The sequence below is a fragment of the Limimaricola sp. AA108-03 genome (assembly GCF_050847355.1).
Taxonomy (GTDB): Bacteria; Pseudomonadota; Alphaproteobacteria; order Rhodobacterales; family Rhodobacteraceae; genus Limimaricola.
Genome location: NZ_CP193755.1, coordinates 3,009,001 through 3,030,539, shown reverse-complemented (window position 1 = coordinate 3,030,539; position 21,539 = coordinate 3,009,001). Strand labels below are relative to the sequence as shown.

The window sequence follows — 21,539 nt, the reverse complement described above, 5'->3', positions numbered from 1 at the left end:
GCCCGCCATGACCCAGACGCCGAACCGCCCCGTCACGCCGATCCTCGACCGGGTGCAGATTCCTGCCGACATGAAGCGGCTGAGCGATGCCGAGCTGCGCCGCCTCGCCGACGAACTGCGCGCCGAGACGATCTCGGCGGTGAGCGAGACCGGCGGCCATCTCGGCGCGGGCCTCGGCGTGGTCGAGATGACCGTGGCGCTGCACGCGGTGTTCGACACGCCGCGCGACCGGCTGATCTGGGATGTCAGCCACCAGTCCTACCCGCACAAGATCCTCACCGGTCGGCGCGACCGGATCCGCACCCTGCGCCAGAAGGACGGGCTGTCGGGATTCACCAAGCGCTCCGAAAGCCCCTACGACCCGTTCGGCGCGGCGCACAGCTCGACCTCGATCTCGGCGGCGCTGGGCCTCGCGGTGGCGCGCGATCTCGGCGGGCGCGGTCTCGAGGGCGAGAGCGTCGGCGACTGCATCGCGGTGATCGGCGACGGCGCGATGAGCGCCGGCATGGCCTATGAGGCGATGAACAACGCGGGCCATCTGGGCAAGCGGCTGATCGTCATCCTCAACGACAACGAGATGTCGATCGCGCCGCCGGTGGGCGCGATGTCCTCCTACCTGTCGCGGCTCTATGCCGGCGCGCCGTTCCAGGAGTTCAAGGCGCTCGCCAAGGGCGCGGTGAGCTTCCTGCCGCCGCCCTTCCAGGAGGGGGCGAAGCGGGCCAAGGACGTGTTCAAGCACATGACCGTCGGCGGCACGCTGTTCGAGGAGCTGGGCTTTTCCTATATCGGCCCGATCGACGGGCACGACATGGACCAGCTCCTGTCGGTGTTGCGCACCGTCAAGTCGCGCGCCGACGGGCCGATCCTGATCCATGCGATCACGAAGAAGGGCAAGGGCTACGGCCCGGCCGAAGCGGCCTCGGACAAGGGGCACGCGACGGCCAAGTTCGACGTGGTCTCGGGCGCGCAGGCCAAGGCCAAGAGCAACGCGCCATCCTATACCTCGGTGTTCTCGGACACGCTCGTCAAGCTGGCCGAGAACGACCAGAAGATCGTGGCGGTCACCGCGGCGATGCCCGACGGCACCGGGCTGGCGCGGTTCATGGATCGTTATGCCAGCCGCTGCTTCGATGTCGGCATCGCCGAGCAGCACGCGGTGACCTTCGCCGCCGGCCTCGCGGCGGGGGGCATGAAGCCGTTCTGCGCGATCTATTCGACCTTCCTGCAACGCGGCTACGACCAGGTCGTGCACGACGTGGCGATCCAGCGGCTGCCGGTGCGCTTCGCGATCGACCGCGCCGGTCTCGTCGGCGCCGATGGCGCCACCCATGCCGGCAGCTTCGACGTGGGCTTCATGGCCAACCTGCCGGGCATGGTGGTGATGGCCGCCGCCGACGAGGCGGAGCTGGTGCGCATGGTGGTGACGGCGGCGGCGCATGACGACGGGCCGATCGCCTTCCGCTTTCCGCGCGGCGAGGGGGTCGGCGTCGAGATCCCGGTCGAGGCGGAGCCGTTGGAGATCGGTCGGGGCCGGATCGTGCAGGAGGGCAGCCGCGTCGCGCTCCTGTCCTTCGGTACGCGCTTGTCGGAGGCGGTGAAGGCCGCCGAGGCGCTGTCGGCGCGTGGCATCACGCCCACCATCGCCGATGCGCGTTTTGCCAAGCCGCTGGATCGGGAGATGATCCTGATGCTGGCGCGGGAGCACGAGGCGCTGATCACCATCGAGGAGGGGGCCGTCGGCGGTTTCGGCAGCCACGTGGCGCAGCTTCTTTCTGATGAGGGCGTGTTCGATGCCGGGCTGAAGTTCCGCTCGATGGTGCTGCCCGACATCTTCATCGATCAGGCCAGCCCCTCGGACATGTACGAGACCGCCGGTCTTTCGGCCCGGCATATCGAGGAAAAGGTGCTGTCGGTTCTGGGCGTCGAGGTGATCGGCAAGCGGGCCTGAGGGGCGCCGCCGCGCGGGGGCATCGAGCCCCCTTGCGGCGGGCTGCCGCGGATCAGCTGCCGGTTTCGGCGCGCAGCAGCGCCGCCAGCCCCGAGCGGTAATCGGGGTGGATCAGCTCCACACCCAGCTCGTTCTTGATCCGGTCGTTCCGGACCTTCTTCGATTCGGCGTAGAAGCTGCGCGCCATCGGCGTCATCTCGGCCTGTTCGAACGGCACTTCGGGCGGCACCGGCAGGCCGAGCAGCTCGGCCGCATGGGCGATGACGTCCTGCGGCGGCGCCGGATCGTCGTCGCACAGGTTGTAGATCGCGCCGGGGTTCGGGCGGTCGATGCTGGCCTTCAGCCCCTGCGCGATGTCGTCGACATGGATGCGGCTGAACAGCTGCCCCTGCTTGACGATGCGCCGCGCCGTGCCCTGCCGCACTTTTTCGAACGGGCCGCGACCGGGCCCGTAGATGCCGGCGAGGCGGAAGATGTGCAGCGGCAGGCCGGGAACGGCGCGCCACGCCGCCTCGGCCTCGACCCTCGCCCGGCCGCGCGCCGTCGCGGGGCGCAGATCGCTGTCCTCGTCGACCCAATCGCCGTCGCGGTCGCCATAGACGCCGGTGGTCGAAAGATAGCCCACCCATGCGAAACGGCTCGCGCGCGGGGCGATGGCGTCGCGCCATTCGCGCAGCACCGGGTCGCCATCGGCATCGGGCGCCGCGGAGACGAGAAGATGCGTAGCCGCGTCGAGCGCTCCGGTGAGGTCGGCGCCGGGCCAGATCGTGGGCTCGACGCCCTCGGCGCGCAAGTCTTCGGCCTTCTCGGCCGAGCGGGTGGTCCCGATGATCCGCCACGCATCGCGCGGCAACAGGCGGGCAAGGGCGCGGGCCGAATAGCCATGGCCGAAGGAAAGGAGCGTCTTCATGGGCAATATGTGCCCGATGCGGCGCTAGCGGTCCAGCAGCGCGAGGGTCCGGTCGTCGGGCCCGTCATAGAAGGTCTTCAGAATCTCTCCGAAAACCGGATCGGCGCCGGGCTGCGCCGCGAAGAGCGTGGCCGAACTCCTGAGCTTCAACGCGTCGATGCCGCCGAGGATGTCCTCGGGCGCGCGGCCACGATGCGCCAGCATGGCACGGGAGATCTCGACCAGCCGGGGGCCGAGGGTCGGGTGGGCGAGGTAGGCGCGCGCCTCTGCCGCGTCCGCGATCCCGTAATGCTGCGCCATCGGCGAATGGCCGAGACCGCGCAGCTGCGGCCAGATGTACCACATCCAATGGCTGCGCTTCTGCCCGGCCTCGATTTCGAACAGGGCGGTGGCGTAGCTGTCCCGCTGCGCCTCGATAAATCGATCGAGGCTCATGACAGCAGCCTCAGCAGCGCCCGCTCGGCCTGTCGCAGCCCGTCGGTCTCGGGGAGGCCCTGGAGCAGCGCGGCGCGGTCTTCGGGCGCGGCTTCGTGCAGCGCGATGACCTTCGGGTGGATATAGCTGTTGCGCGCGATGGTTGGGGTGTTGTGTAGCCGCTCGGCGGCGGCCTCGCTCATGCTCTTGATGGAGAGCGCCTCATCCGAGAGCGCGCAGGCCAGGGCTGCCTCCGAGCCTGCCCATGTGCGGAAGGTCTTGGCGGTAACATGATCGGAGCCGGTGATCTCGGCCAGCCGGTCGTTCACCTGCCCCGAGGAAACGCCATGCGGCGCGCCCTCCTCGTCGATCCAGCCGATGAGCTGTTTCCCGGGCAGGTCGTGCAACTCGCCCAGCACCTTCATCAGCGACTTGTCCTTGAGCTTGCGGTCGACCTTCTTGTTGCCCTTGGCCATGTAGCGCAGCCGCATCTCGCCGTCATCGAGCCGGATGTGCCGGCCCGTCAGGGTGGTGGCGCCATAGGTGCGGTTCTCGGCCGCGTAGGCCGGGTTGCCCACGCGGATCGAGACCCGGTCGATCAGGGCCAGCACCGCGGCGATGGCGAAATCAAGCTCGCCCGCCTCGCCGGAGAGGTCGCGGCGGATGCGGCGCCGGATCGCGGGCAGGGCCGCCCCGAACTCGTACAGGTGGTCGAACTTGTGCGACTCGCGCCAGGCGCGCCATTCGGGGTGATAGCGGTATTGCTTGCGGGTGCGGGCATCGAGACCCGTTGCCTGAAGGTGGCCATGCGGCTTGGGGCAGATCCAGACCTTTTCATAGGCAGGCGGTACCGCGAGCGCCTCGATCCGCCGGCGCTCGGCCCCGCGCTCGATGGTGGTGCCGTCAGGCGCTGTATAGGAGAAACCGCGCCCGCAGCGGCGGCGCGCGATTCCCGGCTCTGAATCGGGATAGTAGACGAGCTTGGCGGGGGGCGGCATCGGCGGATCTCCTCGGCCGTGCAACGCCGGGCGCGCGGCGCCCGTTCCCGGCACGACGATCACGCTCGCGCGCGTTCTTCGTTCATCTTTCCTCAAATACGCATGCGCGGCGGTGCCGCAGGGCGCTCGCCCGCGGCCTCTCGCGCCCAGCATCCGGCGGGGTTGCGGCGGCTCGCCGGTTGGTATGAAATCCGAAGATGGAACATGCCATCAGCTCCTGGGCCGAAGCTGCCCCCCGTCTCGTCGCCGTGGCCGCAGGCCGCGAGGCCGCCGATCTCGTGATCCGCGGCGGTCGTCTCGTCAACGTGCAGAGCCGCGAAATCCTCGATGGCTGGGAGGTGGCGGTGGCCGCGGGCCGCTTCGCCTATGTCGGCCCCGATGCGAGCCATTGCATCGGCGAGGGCACCGAGGTGGTGGATGCCGCCGACCGCTACCTGATCCCCGGGCTGATCGACGCGCATATGCATGTCGAGAGCGGCATGCTGACCCCGGCCGAGTTCGCCGCGGCGGTGATCCCGCATGGCACCACTACGATGTTCACCGACCCGCACGAGATCGCCAACGTGCTGGGGCTCGAGGGCGTCAGGATGATGCATGACGAGGCGCTGATGCAGCCCGTCAACATGTTCACCCAGATGCCCAGCTGCGCGCCCTCGGCGCCGGGGCTCGAGACCACTGGCCACGAGATATCCCCCGAGGACGTGGCCGAGGCGATGTCATGGCCCGGCATCGTGGGTCTGGGCGAGATGATGAACTACCCGGGCGTGGTCGCGGGCGATCCGAAGATGCTGGCCGAGATCGCAGCCACCATGCGCGCGGGCAAGACCGTGGGCGGGCATTACGCGAGCCCCGACCGGGGAGTGCCGTTCCACGCCTATGTCGCGGGCGGTCCCGCCGACGATCACGAGGGCACGCGCGAGCAGGACGCGATCGACCGGGTCCGGCAGGGCATGCGCTCGATGCTGCGGCTGGGCAGCGCGTGGTACGACGTGGAGAGCCAGATCACCGCCGTCACCGAGCGCGGTCTCGACCCGCGCAATTTCGTGCTGTGCACCGATGACTGCCATTCCGGCACGCTGGTGAATGACGGCCACATGGACCGGGTGGTACGCCACGCCATCGAATGCGGCTGCGACCCGGTGGTGGCGCTGCAGATGGCGACGATCAACTCGGCCACGCATTTCGGCATGGAGCGCGAGCTGGGCAGCATCGCGCCGGGGCGGCGCGCCGACGTGATCCTGACCTCGGATCTGGCCACCCTGCCGATCGAGACCGTCTTCGCGCGGGGCCAGCTGGTTGCCGAAAGCGGTGACCTGCGTGTCACATGCCCGCATTACGATTGGCCCGAAAGCGCACGGAACACCGTGCATCTGGGCCGGGAACTGGTGGCGGATGATTTCAAGGTCGCGGCGCCCGAAGGGGCGGAGACGGTCCGGGCCAAGGTGATCGGCGTGGTCGAGAACCAGGCGCCGACCAAGGCGCTGGTGCGCGAGCTTTCCGTCGAGGGTGGCTGCGTGATGCCCGACGGCCCGGTGGCGCGGATCGCGCTGGTGGAACGGCACCGTGGCACGGGGGGCGTGGTGAACGGCTTCGTCGAGGGATTCGGCTACGAGGGTCGCATGGCGATCGCCTCCACCGTCGCGCATGACAGCCATCACATGATCGTCGTCGGCACCGATGCCGAGATGATGGCGGCCGCCGCGAACCGCCTGGGCGAGGTCGGCGGCGGCGTCACGGTCTGGCGCGACGGCGCCGAGCGGGCGCTGGTGCGGCTGCCGATCGCCGGGTTGATGTCGGATGCGCCGGCGCGCGATGTGGCCGCGGCCGCCGATGGCATGGTCGCGGCAATGCGCGACGCTGGCTGCACGCTCAACAACGCCTACATGCAGCATTCGCTGCTCGCGCTCGTGGTGATCCCCGAGCTGCGCATATCGGATCTCGGGCTGGTGGACGTCACCCGGTTCGAGATCGCGACACCATTCGAGGGACAGGACTGACCAATATGGAGAGAACGCTGAAGATCCAGACGCCCCCCAGCCCCGCCGCCGAGGCCTTTACCGATCCCGAGGCGGCGCTGGCGCGTCTCAAGGAGATCTACGAGACGGCCACGCGCTTCCTGTGCGAAAGATTCACCGAGACGTTGCGGGGCGGCGTGCCCGAAACCCGGTTCCGCGCCTTCTATCCGGAGATCCGCTTCTCGACCGCGACCTTCGCGCAGGCCGACAGCCGGTTGAGCTTCGGCCACGTGGCCGAGCCCGGCACCTATGCCACGACCGTCACCCGGCCGGAGCTGTTCGGAAACTACCTGATGCAGCAGATGCGGCTCCTGATCGAGAACCACGGCGTGCCGGTGGTGATCGGTGCCTCCGAGACGCCGATGCCGGTGCATTTCGCGGTCGCCAATGACGCGAGCGTGACGGTGCCGCAGGACGGGGCGATGGATTTCCACCTGCGCGACGTGTTCGACGTGCCGGATCTCTCGACCACCCATGATGACATCGTCAATGGCAACGGTTTCACCTATCCCGACGGGGCGCGGCCGCTGTCGCCTTTCACGGCGCAGCGGATCGACTATTCGCTGGCCCGTCTGGCGCATTACACCGCGACCGATCCGACGCATTTCCAGAACCACGTGCTGTTCACGAACTACCAGTTCTACGTCGAGGAATTCGAGGCCTATGCCCGCCATGTGCTGGCCGATCCCGAGAGCGGCTACACCAGCTTCGTCGGCCCGAACAATCAGGTGATCCGCGACCCCGAGGGGGCAATGCACATCCCGGCCAAGATGCCGCAGATGCCGACCTATCACCTCAAGCGCGCCAACGGGCAGGGGATCACGCTGGTCAACATCGGCGTCGGCCCCTCGAACGCCAAGACCGCGACCGACCACATCGCGGTGCTGCGGCCGCATGCCTGGCTGATGGTCGGGCATTGCGCCGGGCTCAGGAACAGCCAGAGGTTGGGCGATTTCGTTCTGGCGCATGGATATCTGCGCGAGGATCACGTGCTCGACGACGACCTGCCGGTCTGGGTGCCGATCCCGGCGCTGGCCGAGATCCAGATCGCGCTCGAGGACGCGGTGGCGCAGGTCACCGCGCTAGAGGGCTATGAACTCAAGCGGATCATGCGCACCGGCACCGTCGCCACCATCGATAACCGCAACTGGGAACTGCGCGACCAGTCCGGTCCGGTGCAGCGTCTGAGCCAGTCGCGCGCCGTGGCGCTCGACATGGAAAGCGCGACCATCGCGGCCAACGGCTTTCGCTTCCGGGTGCCCTACGGCACGCTGCTCTGCGTCTCGGACAAGCCGCTGCATGGCGAATTGAAGCTGCCCGGCATGGCTTCGGATTTCTATAAGACACAGGTGGCGCGCCACCTGATGATCGGGATCCGGGCGATGGAACGGCTGCGCGAGATGCCGCTGGAGCGCATCCATAGTCGCAAGCTGCGTAGCTTCGAAGAGACGGCTTTCCTCTGAAACCCGCCGATACCGCAAGGAAACAGCGGTTTTTGCTTGCAATGACGCTTGTTTCATTGTGGGTCTAGGCAACACGCCGCGCCAAGCGGTGCAAGGACAAGCCCCGAGCGGGCTGTGGCAAGGAGACCTCGAATGGCCAAACCGATGACCAAGGCGCAGCTCGTCAGCGCCATCGCCGACGAGACCGGCGGCGACAAGAAGACCGCCGGCGCCCATCTGGACGCGCTGGTCGCCATCATCACCCGTGAAGTGTCGCAGGGCGGCGCCGTGACCCTGCCGAACGTCGGCAAGATCTACTGCCGCGAGCGCCCCGAGCGCATGGTCCGCAACCCGGCCACGGGCGAGCAGATCAAGAAGGACGCCGACAAGGTGGTCAAGATGACCATCGCCAAGGCGCTCAAGGACAGCGTCAACGAGGAGTGATCGCCTCTCGCGCCCGCACGGCGCGGAGCGGATCAGGAAAGGGTCGCCCTCGTGGCGGCCCTTTTTCTTTGCGTGCCAATCGTGTCGATAAATGCAAAACGGGATGGGTGCGGGTGCATCTTGCGAGCGAAAACCGGCGCATCGATGCAGCCTGTGGAACAGCCGAGCGGCGCTGTCGGTTTTACCGGCACAGCACAGGAGGACATCATGTTCGACTACAGCGACAGTCATTCCACGATCTCGTCCGACCGGGTCAACGGTACCGAGGTCTACGGCGCCGGTGGCGAGAAGATCGGCCATATCGACCATCTCGTGATCGACAAGAAGTCCGGCAAGATCACTTACGCCGTGATGGGTTTCGGCGGCTTTCTCGGCATGGGCGAGGAGCATCACCCGATCCCCTGGGCCAAGCTCGAATACGACACCGGGCTGAACGGCTACCGCACGGACATCACTGAAAGCCAGCTCAAGGGGGCGCCGGAACGGCCCGAACGCTGGTATGAGGACCGCCGCTGGGAAGAGGCGACCTATGCCCATTACGGCGCGCCCTACTACTGGATCTAAGCCCCTCGCGACCGGGACGCGACGAGGCCGCCGGCACAGCCTCGGCGGCCTGTTTCCGATCTCTTCCAAGAGATCGGTCCGGACCCTTGAAAGGGTCCGGCTCTAGCCGATCCGGCCGCGCGCGCCGCCGGTCTGGCCGCGATCGAGCAGGTAGTGATCGAGCAATACGCAGGCCATCATCGCCTCCGCCACGGGCACCGCGCGAATGCCGACGCAGGGATCGTGCCGCCCCTTGGTGACCACCTCGGTGGGACTGCCGTCGATGCGGATCGAGCGGCGCGGACTCAGGATCGACGAGGTCGGCTTCACCGCGAAGCGCACCACCACATCCTGCCCGGAGCTGATCCCGCCCAGCACGCCGCCCGCATGGTTCGAGCCGAATTCCGGCCCGTTCTCGCCCATGAAGATCTCGTCCGCATTGTCGCGCCCGGTCAGGGCGGCGGCGGCCATGCCTTCGCCGATCTCCACCCCCTTCACGGCGTTGATCGACATCATCGCAGCCGCAAGATCGGTGTCGAGCTTGCCATAGACCGGCGCGCCGAGGCCGGCGGGCACGCCCGAGGCCGTCACCTCGATCATCGCACCGACGGAGTTGTGGTCCTTGCGCAGCGCATCGAGATAGTCGGCCCATTCGGCCGCCGCAGCCGTATCGGGGCACCAGAAGTCGTTGCGCGCGATCTCTTCCATGTCGATCTTCGAGCGGTCGATCACCTTCTCGCCCATCTGCACCATGTAGCCGGTGATCTTCAGCTCGGGCAGCAGCGCCGCCAGCGCCGCACGCGCGACCCCGCCCGCCGCGACCCGCGCCGCCGTCTCCCGGGCGCTCGAACGTCCGCCGCCGCGATAGTCGCGCAGCCCGTATTTCAGGTGATAGGCGATGTCGGCATGGCCGGGCCGGAAGGTTTCGGCGATGTCGCCGTAATCCTTGGACCGCTGGTCGGTGTTGCGGATCATCAGCTGGATCGGCGTGCCGGTGGATTTACCCTCGAACACGCCCGACAGGATCTCCACCGCGTCCGGCTCGCGGCGCTGGGTGGTGTGCTTGTTCTGTCCCGGGCGCCGCTTGTCGAGCCAGACCTGAAGGTCTTCCTCCCGGATCTCCACCCCCGGCGGGCAGCCATCGACCGTGGCGCCGAGCGCGGGGCCGTGGCTTTCGCCCCATGTGGTGACGCGGAACAGGTGGCCGAAGCTGTTGAGGGACATGGGGCGCTCTCCTTGTGGCGGGGCCGGTGTAGCGCGGGGCGAACGCGGGGGAAAGGGCGGGGGCTTGCGCATGGGCCGCGATGGCGTAGTGTCGCGGCCACCTCGGGGGGCCCCTGGCTGAGATGCGCATCGCGCGGACCCGTTGAACCTGAACCGGATCACACCGGCGGAGGGAAGGTCGCGGACACAGGTCCTCCTTGCTCTTCGCCCGCATCGGAGGATGACCATGCACCATCGCCTGATCGCGGGTCTCGCCCTGTCGCTCGCCGCCCTGCCGGCGATCGCCCAGGACAAGACCCTTACCGTCTACGCGCCCGACTACTTCGCCTCCGAATGGGGGCCCGGCCCGGCGATCAAGCAGGCCTTCGAGGCGCGTTGCGGCTGCACGCTCGACTACCAGACCGGCGACCTGCTGCCGCGCCTGCTGCTCGAGGGCGAACGCACCGAGGCCGACGTGGCCATCGGATTCGATTCCACCGAGATGAAGAAGGCGCGCGAGACCGGGCTCTTCGCGCCGCACGGGGTCGACACCACCGCCTTGACGCTGCCGATCGACTGGGACGACGAGGTGTTCCTGCCCTTCGACTGGTCCTATCTCGCCTTCGTCTACGACAACGAGGCGCTGCAGGATGTGCCGGGCAGCTTCGCCGAGCTGGTCGCGGCGCCCGACGACCTGCGCATCGCGATCCAGGATCCGCGCAGCTCGGTCTCGGGCTTGTCGCTGGTGCTCTGGGCCGAGGAGGTGTTCGGCGACGAGGCGGAGGCCAAGTGGGCCGAACTCGCGCCCAAGATCACCACGGTGACGCCCGGCTGGTCCGAAGCCTATGGCCTGTTCACCGAGGGCGAGGTCGACATGGTGCTGAGCTACACCACGTCGCCCGCCTATCACGCGATCGCCGAGGCCGATGACACCGTTTCGGCCGCGATCTTCGAGGAGGGGCATTACATGACCATCGAGCTGGGGGCTCAGCTCAAGGGCACCGATGACGCCGAACTGGCGCAGCAATTCATGGATTTCGTGGTCAGCCCCGATTTCCAGTCATTGATCCCGACCTCCAACTGGTCCTACCCGGCGGCATTGCCCGAGGCCGAATGGCCCGAGGGCTTCCGCGAACTCGACATGCCCGAAAAGGCGATCTGGCTGCCCGAGGACGAGGCCGACGCGCTGCGCGCACCGGCCATCGAGGCCTGGCGGCAGGGGATGTCGCGATAACGCCGGGCCTGGGCGCAGCACCCTTCGCGCAGTGGCGGGGGGACAGCCCGACGCGCTGGGCGGGCGGTCTCGCCGCCGGGCTGGTGCTGGCGCTGACGCTGGGCACGCTGGGCGCGGTCGCTTGGCGGGCCGGTTTCGCGCTGGGCCTCGGCCCCGCCGATCTTTCGGCGATCTGGTTCACCACCTGGCAGGCTGCGCTGTCGGCGGCGCTGTCGGTGGCGCTCGCTGTGCCGATGGCCCGGGCATTGGCGCGGCGGCGCTTCCCGGGGCGGGGGGCTCTGGTGACGCTGCTGGGCGCGCCCTTCATCCTGCCGGTGATCGTCGCGGTGATCGGGCTGATCGGCGTGTTCGGGCGCGGCGGTAGCCTCAACGATGCGCTGGCGCTCGTGGGGCTGGGCCCGGTTTCGGTCTATGGCTGGCACGGCGTGGTGCTGGCGCATGTCTTCTTCAACCTGCCGCTGGCGGTGCGTCTGATCCTGCAGGGCTGGCTCTCGATCCCGGCCGAGCGGTTTCGCCTTGCCGCCTCGCTCGGCGCGCCGGTGGGCCGACTGCTCGAATGGCCGATGCTGCGCGCCGTGGCGCCGGGGGCCTTCGCGGTCATCTTCCTGATCTGCCTGACCAGTTTTGCCGTGGCCCTGACTTTGGGCGGCGGGCCGCGCGCCACCACCGTGGAGCTGGCGATCTACCAGGCGGTGCGATTCGAGTTCGACCTGGGGCGTGCGGCGGTTCTGGCGATGGTGCAGTTCGGCCTTTGCGCTGCGGCGGCGCTGATGGTGCGCGCCGCAGGCGCACCCGAGGCTTTGGGCGCCGGGCTCGACCGGGTGGTGGAACGGTTCGAGCGGGGGGGGCGGTGGCGCGATGCCACGGTCGTCGCTCTGGCGGCGCTGTTCCTCATGGCACCGCTGGCGATGATCGTGGCGCGCGGCGCGCCGGGCCTGCTCGACTTGCCGGCGGGGCTTTGGGGCGCGGCGCTGCGATCGATCGCGGTGGCGCTAGGTGCGACGGCGCTGACCCTCGTCATGGCGCTGGCTCTCGCGCTGCGCGGTGGCGCGCTGGCCCGACTTGCGATGCTGCTGCCGCTGGCGGCCTCCAGCCTCGTGATGGGCACCGGCCTCTTCGTGCTGCTCTACCCGGTGGTCGCGCCGCGCGACGCGGCGCTGGTGGTCACCGGGCTGGTCAACGCGACGATGGCGCTGCCCTTCGCGGCGCGGGTGCTGGTTCCCGCGCTGGCGCAGGCCGAGACCGCGCATGGGCGGCTCGCGACCTCGCTCGGGCTTGTCGGCTGGGCCCGGCTGCGCTGGCTGATCCTGCCACGCCTGCGCCGGCCACTGGGCTTTGCCGCCGGTCTCACGGCGGCGCTGTCGATGGGGGATCTGGGCGTGATCGCGTTGTTCGCGGGCGACGGCGAGGCGACGCTGCCGCTCCTGATGGTGCGGCTGATGTCGGCCTACCGAATGGAGCAGGCGGCGGGTGTCGCGCTGGTGCTTCTGGCGCTCAGCCTCGCACTGTTCTGGATCTTCGACAGGGGAGGGCGCGTCGATGTTGCGTCTTGAGGGGCTGGAGATCCGGCAGGGAGATTTCGAGCTGCGGGCGGACTGGGCGCTGCCCGACGGCGCGGTCGGCGCGGTCATGGGTCCCTCGGGCGGCGGCAAATCGACTCTTCTGGCGGTGATCGCGGGGTTTCTCGCGCCTACATCGGGGCGGGTCTGCTGGAACGGGCACGACCTGACCGCGCTGCCCCCGGCGCGGCGACCGATCTCGATCCTGTTTCAGGACAACAACCTGTTCCCGCACCTGACGGTGGAGCGCAATCTCGCGCTCGGGCTCGACCCGCGCGGGCGGATCGACGCCGGCTCGCGCCAGCGGATCGCCGAGGTGCTGGACCGGGTGGGGCTTGCCGGCATGGGGGCCCGGAAACCCGCGGCGCTGTCGGGCGGCCAACAGAGCCGGGCGGCGCTGGCGCGGGCGCTGTTGATGGACCGCGCGCTGGTTCTGCTCGACGAGCCGTTCGCGGCGTTGGGGCCGGGGCTCAGGATGGAGATGCTCGATTTGGCGCGCGAGGTGCTGTCGGGGGAGGGGCGGACGCTGCTGATGGTGAGCCACGCGCCCGAGGACGCCGCGCGCATCGCCAGCCATATCATCCTCGTCCATGACGGCGTCGCCGCCGCGCCCGACGCGGCAGGGCCGCTTCTGGCCGATCCGCCGCGGGCGCTCAGGAGCTATCTGGGGCGCTGAAACCGCTGCCGCCATCGTGTCGGTGGCAATGCTGCGTCATGCGGGTGGTGTGGAAACGCATGAGCGCGAGGGGCGCGCTCTTGCCCGCCTTCGGAGACCGAGAAACTCCCGGTCCCACGCATGGAAAAAGGGCGCCCCGAAGGGACGCCCCGTTTGCCGTCATGGCCCTGCGATCACTCGTCGCGCGGGCCGTACTTGGCGCGGTACCAGATCCGCTTGTTGGTGAAGTAGAGCAGCACGGCGAGCAGGCCGAGGAACAGCACGCCGGTGAAGCCGGCTTGCTTGCGGGCCATCATCTTCGGCTCGGCCGCCCACATCAGGAAGGCGGTCACGTCCTTCGATTCCTCGACCACCGACGCCTCGTGCCCGTCCTCGTAGACGACGTCGTCGCCCAGAAGCGGAGGCGGCATGGCAATCCACGAGCCGGGCGCCACGTGGTGACCCTCCTCGTCGATGCATTCCTCGGGGTAGCCGCCGGCCGCGAAGGCGACGTTGTAGTAGCCCGGGAAATCCTCGGGGGCGCAGGCCGGCGCTTCCTCGTAGCCGGTCAGCAGCGAGGCGATGTATTCCGGTCCGCCCATGCCCTTGAAGAGCTGGTTGAGGCCCGAGCCGTAGGGGCCCGAGAAGCCCGCGCGCGACTTGGCCATCAGCGACAGGTCGGGCGCCTCGGGCATGGCGCTCTTGGCGAAGTTGTCGGCCGGGGTCGCCGGCCGGAAGTCGTCGAGCTCCTCGTCGAAGGTCTCGAACTGCGCGGCATAGGCCCGCACCTGATCCTCGGGCAGGCCGGGGCCGCCCTCGTCATGCAGGGTGCGGTAGGCCACGTATTGCAGGCCGTGACAGGCGGCGCAGACCTCGGTGTAGACCTGCAGGCCGCGCTGCAGCTGCATCTGGTCGAAGGCCCCGAAGGGACCCTCATAGGGGAAGTCGTAGTCCGTGATGTGGGTCTCGGTCTCGGCGGCCATGGCGGTGCCGGCGAGGCCCATCGCCGCGATCGCGGCCAGCGTGACGGTTCTCAGCATCTGTCTTGCCTCTCTCACTCGGCCGGCTTGACGGCGGTGTGGGTGCCGCCGGTCTTGGGGTCGTAATGCGCGTTGAAGTCGTCTTCGATCGTCGCCGGGATCGGCAGCGGCTTCTCGATCACGCCCAGCAGCGGCAGGACCACGAGGAAGTAGCCGAACCAGTAGGCGGCACCGATCAGCGAGATGTAGGGATAGATCCCCTCGGCCGGCATCGCACCCACCCACATCAGCACGAAGAAGTCGACGACGAGCAGCGCGAACCACCACTTGAACATCGGCCGGTAGCGGCCCGAGCGGACGCTCGAGGTGTCGAGCCACGGCGCGAGGGCGATCACCGCGATGGCGCCGAACATCGCCAGCACGCCGAAGAACTTGGCGTCGACGATGCCGAAGGTCACCCAGTTGGCGAACATCACGACCCAGACGTCGGCGGTGAAGGCGCGCAGGATCGCGTAGAAGGGCAGGAAGTACCATTCCGGCACGATGTGCGCGGGCGTCGCCAGCGGGTTCGCCTCGATGTAGTTGTCGGGGTGGCCCAGATAGTTCGGCATGAAGCCGACGATGGCGAAGAAGATCATCAGCACGATCGCCAGCGCGAACAGGTCCTTCATCACGAAGTAGGGCCAGAAGGGCAGGGTGTCGCGCTTGGCCTCTTCCTTCGACGTGCGGCGCACCTCGACCCCGGTGGGGTTGTTGTTGCCGGTCGAGTGGAAGGCCCAGATGTGGACGATGGTCAGGCCCGCCAGGATGAAGGGCATCAGGTAGTGCAGCGAGAAGAAGCGGTTCAGCGCCGGCTGGCCGACGGCCGAAGCGCCCAAGAGCCAGGTCTGGATCGATTCACCGACGAAGGGGATCGCGCCGAACAGGCCGGTGATCACCGCGGTGCCGTGGAACGACATCTGGCCCCAGGGCAGCACGTAGCCCATGAAGGCGGTGCCCATCATCAGCAGGTACATCAGGATGCCGATGATCCATGTCACCTCGCGCGGCGACTTGTAGTTGCCGTAGTAGAGGCTGCGGAAGATGTGCGCGTAGACCGCCACGAAGAACAGCGATGCGCCGTTGGCGTGGATGTAGCGCAGCATGAAGCCGCCATTCACGTTGCGCATGATGTGCTCGACGCTGGCGAAGGCCATGTCGACATGCGGCGTGTAGTGCATCACCAGCACGATGCCGGTGACGATCTGCAGCGCCAGGGTGAAGGTAAGGACGATCCCCCAGATCCACATCCAGTTCAGGTTCTTCGGCGTGGGGATCATCAGCGTGTCGTAGAGCAGGCCGAGGACCGGCAGGCGGTTGTTGAGCCAGCGCTCGCCGCCTGTCTTGGGTTCGTAGTGATCGTGCGGAATACCGGACATCAGAGGTCTCCTCAGCCGAGCTTGATGGTCGTCTCGTCGACGAATTCGGCGACGGGGATGGGCAGGTTCTTCGGCGCGGGCCCTTTGCGGATGCGCCCGGCGGTGTCGTAGTGCGAGCCGTGGCACGGGCAGAACCAGCCGCCGAAATCGCCCTGCTCGCCCAGCGGCACGCAGCCCAGATGGGTGCAGACACCCATCTGCACGAGCCAGGTGCCGGTCTCGTCGAGGGCGCGGTTCTCATCGGTCGCGGGCGCAGCACCGGCGAGGTTCTCGTTGCCGGCAACGGGGTCGGGCAGCGAGTCGACATCGACCTCGCGCGCGGCGGCGATCTCCGCCTCGGTGCGGGCGCGGATGAACACCGGCTTGCCCTGCCACAGCACGGTCAGCTGGGTGCCCGGCTGGACGCCCGAGACGTCGACCCGGATCGAAGCCAGGGCCAGGACATCGGCCGAGGGGTTCATCTGGTTGACCAGCGGCCAGACCGCGGCACCGGCGACGACGGCGCCCGCCCCGGCGGTGGCATAGTAGAGAAAATCGCGGCGGGTGCCCTGATGATCGTCTGCGTGTGACACGGGGGTGGATCTCCGGTATGGCTGGGGCGGCGTCGCCCGGACGGCAAAAGACCGCGGGCCGTGACCCGCTTGGCGTTTTCGCGCTGTTTAGCCATCAATCCCGCGCCCGTCCAGCGGACAATACCGCGCAGCCGGAGGCAGCTTTGCCGTGTGATCCGCCCCGACAAGGGGCGGGAAGACACGCGTCGCGTTGCGCGAAAGCGACAACGCCGATGTGAATTGCCGTTACGTTGCGGTTTGACTCCGCAGATCCCAAATCCGGGTGATAATGGCGCATCGCTATTCCCGATTCCGCTCCTCCGCCACCGCCTGTCCGAAAGCCGTATCCGATGTTCCGCCTTGCCGCGCCGCTGCTCCTGATCCTCGCCCCCGCCCTGGCCAATGCCGAGGTCGAGCTGAGTTTTTATGGCGGTGTCCAGGGCGCGCCGCATTCGGGCGTCGACGTCGATCGGCCCGGTACCGCCAACGACCGCGACTTCACCGCCGGCTGGGACGGCAACTCCTTCGACGCGCCGCCCTATTACGGCCTGCGCGCGACCTGGTGGCGCGAGGACAATCTCGGCTTCGGCGTCGATCTGAACCACACCAAGGTCTATGCCGACGATGACACCCTCGCCGAGCAGGGGCTCGAGACGCTGGAATTCACCGACGGGCTGAACATCCTGACGCTCAACGCCTATCGCCGCTTTCCCGATGCCGCCTACGGGCTGACGCCCTATGTCGGCGGCGGTCTCGGCATCGCGGCGCCGCGGGTCGAATATGATGACGGCGAAGGCCGCACCGACGAATACCAGATCACCGGTCCGGCGGTGGCGCTGATGGCCGGGGCGAGCTACGAGTTCAGCGACCGGGTCTCGGTGTTCGGCGAGTACAAGGGCACCTATTCCCAGAACGAGGCCGATCTGGTCGGCGGCGGCACGCTGGAATCCGACATTGTGACCAACGCGCTCAACCTCGGCGTCAGCTTCAACTTCTGATACGACCCGGCCGTCGCCCGCCTCAGGCGGCGGGCGGGGCGGTGGCGATCATGCTCTCGCGGGTGGCGAAGCGCTCGGCCCAGGCGGCGAGCTGCGGGCGCCCGGCGCGCCAGTCGCGCGCGGCATGGCGTAGGTCGAGATAGCCCAGCGCGCAGGCCACGGCGATCTGGCCCATGTCGACCTGGCCTTCCAGATGGCTGATCCAGCGCGCCTCGATCGCGTCGAGCGCGCGCTCGACCTTGCGCCATTGCCCGGCGACCCATTTCTCGGAGCGTTGGCCTTCGGGCCGGACGCGGGCCTCCAGCACCATCGCGAGCGCCGCGTCCATGATGCCGTCCGCCGTCGCCTCGAGCGTCAGCACCTCCCAGATCCGCCGCTCGGGGTAGAGCCGCCCCTCGGCGCGGGCATCGAGATAGCGGGTGATGACCCGGCTGTCATAGAGCGCGGGCCCGTCATCGCGCACCAGCGCGGGAATCTTGCCCAGCGGGTTGGCATGGATCACATCGACCGGATCGCCGAGAGGATCGGTCGCGGCGGCGATCTCGGTGACCTGTTCGGCCTGCCCGGTCTCGTGCAGGACGACGCGGACCTTGCGCGCGAAGGGCGAGGCGGGGGAGGTGAGAAGTTTCATGTGGAACGCTCCGGTTGGCCCGCGCAGTCAAGCAGCGGCGCACGCCGCGCGCAAGGCCGACCGGGTGAGCGCGCCCCCTGGTTCATCTTTCCTCAAATACGCATGGCACCCCCTCGCGGCATGCGCGCCGGTCGAAGGCGGAAGAGATCCGCGTATCTAGGAGAAGACGAACCAGGCTCGCCGCTCAGGCGGTGAGGCGGGTGCCGGACACGCCGGTGATCATGGCTTCGACGATGCGCCCTTCCGGCTGGTCACTCGCAAAATCCACCTCGGCGAAATGCTCGGTCCGGCCCATGCGCGGGCTTTCCATCAGCACGCGGTGGGTTCTGCCGACCTGCGCGGCCAGATGCGCCTGCGCCGCCAGATCACCTTTGGCGCGCAGCCGCGCCGCGCGCGCCTTGATCGCCCGGCCGTTCACCTGCGGCATCCGCGCCGCCGGGGTGCCCGGGCGGGGCGAATAAGGAAACACGTGCAGCCAGGTCAGGTCGCACTCCTCGACCAGCTTCAGCGAGTTCTCGAACATCGCCTCGGTCTCGGTCGGAAAGCCCGCGATGATGTCGGCGCCGAAGGTCATGTCGGGCCGCAGCCGGCGCGCCTCTTCGGCAAAGCGGATCGCGTCGTCGCGCAGGTGGCGCCGCTTCATCCGCTTGAGGATCAGGTCGTCGCCGTGCTGCAGCGACAGGTGCAGATGCGGCATCAATCGTGGCTCGGTGGCGATTGCCTGCATCAGATTCTCGTCGACCTCGATCGAATCGATCGAGGAGATGCGCAGCCGTTTCAGATCCGGCACCAGCCTGAGGATGCGCATCACCAGATCGCCCAGCTTCGGATGCGCGGGCAGGTCGGCGCCCCAGGAGGTCAGGTCGACACCGGTCAGCACCACCTCCTCGTAGCCGCGATCCACCAGCCGCCTGATCTGTTCGACCACCACGCCCGCCGGGACCGATCGGGAATTGCCCCGACCAAAGGGGATGATGCAGAAGGTGCAGCGGTGATCGCAGCCGTTCTGCACCTGCACATAGGCGCGCGAACGGCTGCCGAAGCCGTCGATCAGGTGGCCGGCGGTCTCGGTCACGCTCATGATGTCGTCGACCTGCACCGGCTCGGTCGCGCCGATCAGGTCGGGCGCCATGCCTTTCCAGGTTTCGGGCTGCATCTTCTCGGTGTTGCCGATGACCAGATCGACCTCTTCCATGTCGGAAAAGCGCTTGGGATCGGTCTGCGCGGCGCAGCCGGTGACGATGATCTTCGCCGTCGGGTTCTCGCGCCGCAGGCGGCGGATTTCCTGCCCGGCCTTGCGCACCGCCTCGGCGGTGACGGCGCAGGTGTTGACCACCACTGCATCCTCGACCCCGGCGCGCGCGGCGAGATCCTTCATCGCCTCGGTCTCGTAGGCGTTGAGGCGGCAGCCCATGGTGGCGAAGATCGGTGCCTTGGAAGATTCGGGGCGGTCCATCAGAGCCTCCAGACTCCGTCGAAGACATGCGCGGTCGGGCCGGTCATCCAGACCCCGTCCTCGCGCCAGTCGATGTGAAGCGTGCCGCCGTCGAGATTGATGGTGACGGCGCGTGAGGTAAGTCCGCGTCGCGCGGCCGCGACGGCCACGGCGCAGGAGGACGAGCCCGAGGCCAGCGTCAGCCCGGCGCCGCGCTCCCAGACCCGCATGCGGATCCGGTCGGGGCCGGTGACCTGCGCCACCTGCACGTTGGTGCGCTCGGGGAACAGCGGGTGATGCTCATGCGCCGGGCCGAAACTGTCGAGATCGATCGCCTCGGCATCCGCGACGAAGAAGCTGCAATGGGGATTGCCCATGCCTGTGGCGGTGGGCGCGCCTTCGATCGGAAGCTCCAGCGTATCTGTCTCCCGTGCCAGCGGGATCTCGTGCCAATCGAGCTGCGGCTGTCCCATGTTCACCGCGACCAGCCCGTCGCCGGCGTCGCGGGCGGCGAGGCGGCCGCGCTCGGTGGTGAGGTCGAGCGCGGGTTTGCCGCTGCGCGCCATTTCCCATGCCGCGATGCAGCGCGTGGCGTTGCCACAGGCCGCCGAACGCGAACCATCGGCGTTCCAGAAGACCAGATGCAGGTCGGCCTCCGCGCTCGCATGGATCGTCGCCAGCTGATCGAAACCGACGCCGCGATGGCGGTCGGCGATGGCGCGCGCGAGATCGGGCGTCATCTCCGGCACCTCTCGGCGCGCGTCGATGACGACGAAATCATTGCCGAGGCCGTGCATCTTCATGAACGGCAGGCCGGGGAGGGGGCTGTTGTCCTGCATGGCGGGGCCCATAGCAAAGCCCGCGAACTTTATCCAGAAAAAGCGTATTTTTGCGGTTGACCCCCCCGGCCACTAACCGTAGTTAGCCGCCCAGTGGGCCGTTAGCTCAGTTGGTAGAGCAACTGACTTTTAATCAGTGGGTCGCAGGTTCGAATCCTGCACGGCTCACCACTGATCACTCCAGGATCATCGATCGCGGACGGGGCGGGAGCGCATGCCTTCCCCAACCGCGGCATCGTGCCTTTCCGATGTGCTGCCCTGCTCTTCGGGCAAGCCGCGTCATGCCGCATTGCAGCGCGCTTCTTCGAAACCCGGCCGGTTTCAGCCGTCGAACCGCAATGTCACCGTAGTACCGCCGGGGCCGCTCTCGATCACCGGGGTGGTGCCGAGTTGCGTGGCGAAGGCATGCACGAGCTGCTGACCGATGCCGCTATCCGAGCGCCGATCCGCGCCAAGCCCGCAGCCGTCGTCCTCGACCGTGAGTTGCAATCGTTTATCCGGCAGCTCTTCAAGCGCCACGACGACCTTGCCGGTCCCGCCCGGTGCGAAGGCGTATTTGAGGCTGTTCGTCACCAGCTCGTTGACGATCAGCCCCAGCGGCACCGCGATCCGGGTCGAGAGCTTCATCGGCGCGATCCGGGGTTCGAGCAGGACGCTGTCGCTGCCGATGGATTCGGACAGCCCTTCCACGATCTTGTCGAGGTAGTCGCGCGAACAGACCGTGTCGATCGAGCCCGAGGCATTGAGCCGGCGATACAGGCTGGCCACGGCCTGCACCCGGGCCCTGATCCGGCGCAGTGCCTCGCGCCCCTCGCCTTCGGCGCGGGCCCGCGATTCCATCGAGATGATCGAGGAGATGGTGCCGAGACTGTTCATCACCCGGTGATTCAGCTCGGCCAGCAATTGCTGTGCCTCGGCCAGCGCCGCTTCGCGCTCCGCCTCGATCCGCTTGGTCTCGGTGATGTCCCTGAACTGGATCGCGAAACGCCCTTGTGGCTCGATCGGCGCGGCGTAGACGTCGAAATAGCGTCCCATGGCGAGCGAGCCCTGCTGGAAGCGCCGCGATTCACCGTTCAGGGCGATCCGGCCATAGGTCTCGATCCAGAACGGTTCGAGGTTCGGCACCATTTCGAGCGCGGTGCGCCCCTTGGCGCCATAGAGGCCGGTCATCTCCTCGAATTGCTGATTCATCTGGAGGAACCTGTAATCGACCGGCTGACCCTCGCTGTCGGTGATCATCTCGCAGGTGCAGAAGCCGTCATCGAGAAATCCGATGAACATGTCGACTTCGCGCGCCGACAACTGCAGCGGCATCTTGGTCA

20 protein-coding genes, 1 tRNA gene and 1 riboswitch are annotated in these 21,539 nt (G+C 68.0%); of the genes, 10 read left to right on the top strand and 11 right to left on the bottom strand.

Annotated features, from left to right (window positions below; translation table 11 throughout):
* Window positions 1-7 precede the first annotated feature (7 nt).
* On the top strand, window positions 8-1,948 hold the full coding sequence (gene dxs, locus ACRAQ3_RS14760; protein WP_432255128.1) for a 1-deoxy-D-xylulose-5-phosphate synthase: 1,941 nt from the start codon (window positions 8-10) through the stop codon (window positions 1,946-1,948).
* Between the two features lie 52 nt (window positions 1,949-2,000).
* Here the strand turns inward: dxs and ACRAQ3_RS14755 are convergent, their stop codons facing one another.
* Genes ACRAQ3_RS14755 through ACRAQ3_RS14745 form a run of 3 tightly spaced genes read right to left on the bottom strand, consistent with a single transcriptional unit; the run spans window position 2,001 to window position 4,270 of the window.
* Window positions 2,001-2,858, bottom strand: coding sequence for an SDR family oxidoreductase (locus tag ACRAQ3_RS14755; RefSeq protein ID WP_432255127.1), 858 nt, complete (start codon window positions 2,856-2,858; stop codon window positions 2,001-2,003).
* A gap of 24 nt (window positions 2,859-2,882) precedes the next feature.
* Entirely contained in the window at window positions 2,883-3,293 is a 411-nt protein-coding gene (locus tag ACRAQ3_RS14750) for a DUF1810 domain-containing protein (RefSeq protein WP_432255126.1), read from the bottom strand.
* Complete coding sequence (locus tag ACRAQ3_RS14745) at window positions 3,290-4,270, bottom strand: DNA topoisomerase IB (RefSeq protein ID WP_432255125.1); 981 nt, start codon at window positions 4,268-4,270, stop codon at window positions 3,290-3,292. The genes ACRAQ3_RS14750 and ACRAQ3_RS14745 overlap by 4 nt, the downstream gene beginning before the upstream one ends.
* A gap of 197 nt (window positions 4,271-4,467) precedes the next feature.
* On the opposite strand from ACRAQ3_RS14745, the gene ACRAQ3_RS14740 reads away from it, so the two are divergent.
* The 4 genes from ACRAQ3_RS14740 to ACRAQ3_RS14725 all read left to right on the top strand — a co-directional run bounded on the left by ACRAQ3_RS14740 (window position 4,468) and on the right by ACRAQ3_RS14725 (window position 8,735).
* Entirely contained in the window at window positions 4,468-6,267 is a 1,800-nt protein-coding gene (locus tag ACRAQ3_RS14740; RefSeq protein ID WP_432255124.1) for an adenine deaminase, read from the top strand.
* Window positions 6,268-6,272: 5 nt separating this feature from the next.
* On the top strand, window positions 6,273-7,748 hold the full coding sequence (locus ACRAQ3_RS14735; RefSeq protein ID WP_269397429.1) for an AMP nucleosidase: 1,476 nt from the start codon (window positions 6,273-6,275) through the stop codon (window positions 7,746-7,748).
* A gap of 132 nt (window positions 7,749-7,880) precedes the next feature.
* Entirely contained in the window at window positions 7,881-8,171 is a 291-nt protein-coding gene (locus ACRAQ3_RS14730) for an HU family DNA-binding protein (protein WP_017927686.1), read from the top strand.
* A 207-nt stretch (window positions 8,172-8,378) separates the two neighbouring features.
* Entirely contained in the window at window positions 8,379-8,735 is a 357-nt protein-coding gene (locus ACRAQ3_RS14725; RefSeq protein ID WP_269397430.1) for a PRC-barrel domain-containing protein, read from the top strand.
* Between the two features lie 102 nt (window positions 8,736-8,837).
* On the opposite strand, the gene aroC is transcribed toward ACRAQ3_RS14725, so the two are convergent.
* Complete coding sequence (gene aroC, locus ACRAQ3_RS14720; protein WP_432255123.1) at window positions 8,838-9,938, bottom strand: chorismate synthase; 1,101 nt, start codon at window positions 9,936-9,938, stop codon at window positions 8,838-8,840.
* Window positions 9,939-10,031: 93 nt separating this feature from the next.
* Window positions 10,032-10,130, top strand: a riboswitch (TPP riboswitch).
* Window positions 10,131-10,164: 34 nt separating this feature from the next.
* Between aroC and ACRAQ3_RS14715 the strand changes: the two genes are divergently transcribed.
* The 3 genes from ACRAQ3_RS14715 to ACRAQ3_RS14705 all read left to right on the top strand — a co-directional run bounded on the left by ACRAQ3_RS14715 (window position 10,165) and on the right by ACRAQ3_RS14705 (window position 13,386).
* Window positions 10,165-11,151 (top strand): thiamine ABC transporter substrate-binding protein, encoded by a 987-nt coding sequence (locus tag ACRAQ3_RS14715; protein WP_432255122.1) that lies wholly within the window; start codon window positions 10,165-10,167, stop codon window positions 11,149-11,151.
* Between the two features lie 83 nt (window positions 11,152-11,234).
* Window positions 11,235-12,704, top strand: coding sequence for a thiamine/thiamine pyrophosphate ABC transporter permease ThiP (locus ACRAQ3_RS14710; RefSeq protein ID WP_432255121.1), 1,470 nt, complete (start codon window positions 11,235-11,237; stop codon window positions 12,702-12,704).
* The gene (locus ACRAQ3_RS14705) at window positions 12,691-13,386 is read left to right on the top strand and encodes a thiamine ABC transporter ATP-binding protein (protein WP_432255120.1); all 696 of its coding nucleotides are present in this window, start codon (window positions 12,691-12,693) and stop codon (window positions 13,384-13,386) included. The genes ACRAQ3_RS14710 and ACRAQ3_RS14705 overlap by 14 nt, the downstream gene beginning before the upstream one ends.
* Window positions 13,387-13,559: 173 nt before the next feature.
* Here ACRAQ3_RS14705 and ACRAQ3_RS14700 read toward each other — a convergent pair whose 3' ends face one another.
* From ACRAQ3_RS14700 to petA, 3 genes are read right to left on the bottom strand one after another with little or no spacing between them, the layout of a single operon-like run.
* Window positions 13,560-14,405: a cytochrome c1 gene (locus ACRAQ3_RS14700; protein WP_269397434.1), complete on the bottom strand. Its 846-nt coding sequence runs from the start codon at window positions 14,403-14,405 to the stop codon at window positions 13,560-13,562.
* 14 nt (window positions 14,406-14,419) lie between these two features.
* Window positions 14,420-15,763: a cytochrome b gene (locus ACRAQ3_RS14695; protein ID WP_269397435.1), complete on the bottom strand. Its 1,344-nt coding sequence runs from the start codon at window positions 15,761-15,763 to the stop codon at window positions 14,420-14,422.
* A gap of 11 nt (window positions 15,764-15,774) precedes the next feature.
* Window positions 15,775-16,335 (bottom strand): ubiquinol-cytochrome c reductase iron-sulfur subunit, encoded by a 561-nt coding sequence (gene petA, locus ACRAQ3_RS14690; protein ID WP_085895337.1) that lies wholly within the window; start codon window positions 16,333-16,335, stop codon window positions 15,775-15,777.
* Window positions 16,336-16,664: 329 nt separating this feature from the next.
* Between petA and ACRAQ3_RS14685 the strand changes: the two genes are divergently transcribed.
* On the top strand, window positions 16,665-17,312 hold the full coding sequence (locus ACRAQ3_RS14685; protein WP_085895338.1) for an outer membrane protein: 648 nt from the start codon (window positions 16,665-16,667) through the stop codon (window positions 17,310-17,312).
* Between the two features lie 22 nt (window positions 17,313-17,334).
* Here the strand turns inward: ACRAQ3_RS14685 and ACRAQ3_RS14680 are convergent, their stop codons facing one another.
* The 3 genes from ACRAQ3_RS14680 to dapF all read right to left on the bottom strand — a co-directional run bounded on the left by ACRAQ3_RS14680 (window position 17,335) and on the right by dapF (window position 20,217).
* Complete coding sequence (locus ACRAQ3_RS14680; protein ID WP_432255119.1) at window positions 17,335-17,943, bottom strand: glutathione S-transferase N-terminal domain-containing protein; 609 nt, start codon at window positions 17,941-17,943, stop codon at window positions 17,335-17,337.
* Between the two features lie 184 nt (window positions 17,944-18,127).
* A complete protein-coding gene (gene mtaB, locus ACRAQ3_RS14675) occupies window positions 18,128-19,399 on the bottom strand; it encodes a tRNA (N(6)-L-threonylcarbamoyladenosine(37)-C(2))-methylthiotransferase MtaB (RefSeq protein ID WP_432255118.1) in 1,272 nt (423 codons plus the stop codon).
* Complete coding sequence (gene dapF / locus ACRAQ3_RS14670) at window positions 19,399-20,217, bottom strand: diaminopimelate epimerase (RefSeq protein ID WP_432255117.1); 819 nt, start codon at window positions 20,215-20,217, stop codon at window positions 19,399-19,401. Before dapF ends, mtaB begins: the two co-directional genes overlap by 1 nt.
* A 95-nt stretch (window positions 20,218-20,312) precedes the next feature.
* On the opposite strand from dapF, the gene ACRAQ3_RS14665 reads away from it, so the two are divergent.
* Window positions 20,313-20,388 (top strand) — tRNA-Lys (locus ACRAQ3_RS14665).
* 150 nt (window positions 20,389-20,538) lie between these two features.
* On the opposite strand, the gene ACRAQ3_RS14660 is transcribed toward ACRAQ3_RS14665, so the two are convergent.
* Window positions 20,539-21,531 carry a histidine kinase dimerization/phosphoacceptor domain -containing protein gene (locus ACRAQ3_RS14660; RefSeq protein WP_432256302.1) on the bottom strand — a complete coding sequence of 331 codons (993 nt, stop codon included), beginning with the start codon at window positions 21,529-21,531 and terminating at the stop codon, window positions 20,539-20,541.
* Window positions 21,532-21,539 lie beyond the last annotated feature (8 nt).

Bases quoted from the DNA above. Each gene is read 5' to 3' on its own strand.
- dxs (WP_432255128.1), top strand. From the start codon at position 8: ATGACCCAGACGCCGAACCGCCCCGTCACGCCGATCCTCGACCGGGTG.
- ACRAQ3_RS14755 (WP_432255127.1), bottom strand. From the start codon at position 2,858: ATGAAGACGCTCCTTTCCTTCGGCCATGGCTATTCGGCCCGCGCCCTT.
- ACRAQ3_RS14750 (WP_432255126.1), bottom strand. From the start codon at position 3,293: ATGAGCCTCGATCGATTTATCGAGGCGCAGCGGGACAGCTACGCCACC.
- ACRAQ3_RS14745 (WP_432255125.1), bottom strand. From the start codon at position 4,270: ATGCCGCCCCCCGCCAAGCTCGTCTACTATCCCGATTCAGAGCCGGGA.
- ACRAQ3_RS14740 (WP_432255124.1), top strand. From the start codon at position 4,468: ATGGAACATGCCATCAGCTCCTGGGCCGAAGCTGCCCCCCGTCTCGTC.
- ACRAQ3_RS14735 (WP_269397429.1), top strand. From the start codon at position 6,273: ATGGAGAGAACGCTGAAGATCCAGACGCCCCCCAGCCCCGCCGCCGAG.
- ACRAQ3_RS14730 (WP_017927686.1), top strand. From the start codon at position 7,881: ATGGCCAAACCGATGACCAAGGCGCAGCTCGTCAGCGCCATCGCCGAC.
- ACRAQ3_RS14725 (WP_269397430.1), top strand. From the start codon at position 8,379: ATGTTCGACTACAGCGACAGTCATTCCACGATCTCGTCCGACCGGGTC.
- aroC (WP_432255123.1), bottom strand. From the start codon at position 9,938: ATGTCCCTCAACAGCTTCGGCCACCTGTTCCGCGTCACCACATGGGGC.
- ACRAQ3_RS14715 (WP_432255122.1), top strand. From the start codon at position 10,165: ATGCACCATCGCCTGATCGCGGGTCTCGCCCTGTCGCTCGCCGCCCTG.
- ACRAQ3_RS14705 (WP_432255120.1), top strand. From the start codon at position 12,691: ATGTTGCGTCTTGAGGGGCTGGAGATCCGGCAGGGAGATTTCGAGCTG.
- ACRAQ3_RS14700 (WP_269397434.1), bottom strand. From the start codon at position 14,405: ATGCTGAGAACCGTCACGCTGGCCGCGATCGCGGCGATGGGCCTCGCC.
- ACRAQ3_RS14695 (WP_269397435.1), bottom strand. From the start codon at position 15,763: ATGTCCGGTATTCCGCACGATCACTACGAACCCAAGACAGGCGGCGAG.
- ACRAQ3_RS14685 (WP_085895338.1), top strand. From the start codon at position 16,665: ATGTTCCGCCTTGCCGCGCCGCTGCTCCTGATCCTCGCCCCCGCCCTG.
- ACRAQ3_RS14680 (WP_432255119.1), bottom strand. From the start codon at position 17,943: ATGAAACTTCTCACCTCCCCCGCCTCGCCCTTCGCGCGCAAGGTCCGC.
- mtaB (WP_432255118.1), bottom strand. From the start codon at position 19,399: ATGGACCGCCCCGAATCTTCCAAGGCACCGATCTTCGCCACCATGGGC.
- dapF (WP_432255117.1), bottom strand. From the start codon at position 20,217: ATGCAGGACAACAGCCCCCTCCCCGGCCTGCCGTTCATGAAGATGCAC.
- ACRAQ3_RS14660 (WP_432256302.1), bottom strand. From the start codon at position 21,531: ATGCCGCTGCAGTTGTCGGCGCGCGAAGTCGACATGTTCATCGGATTT.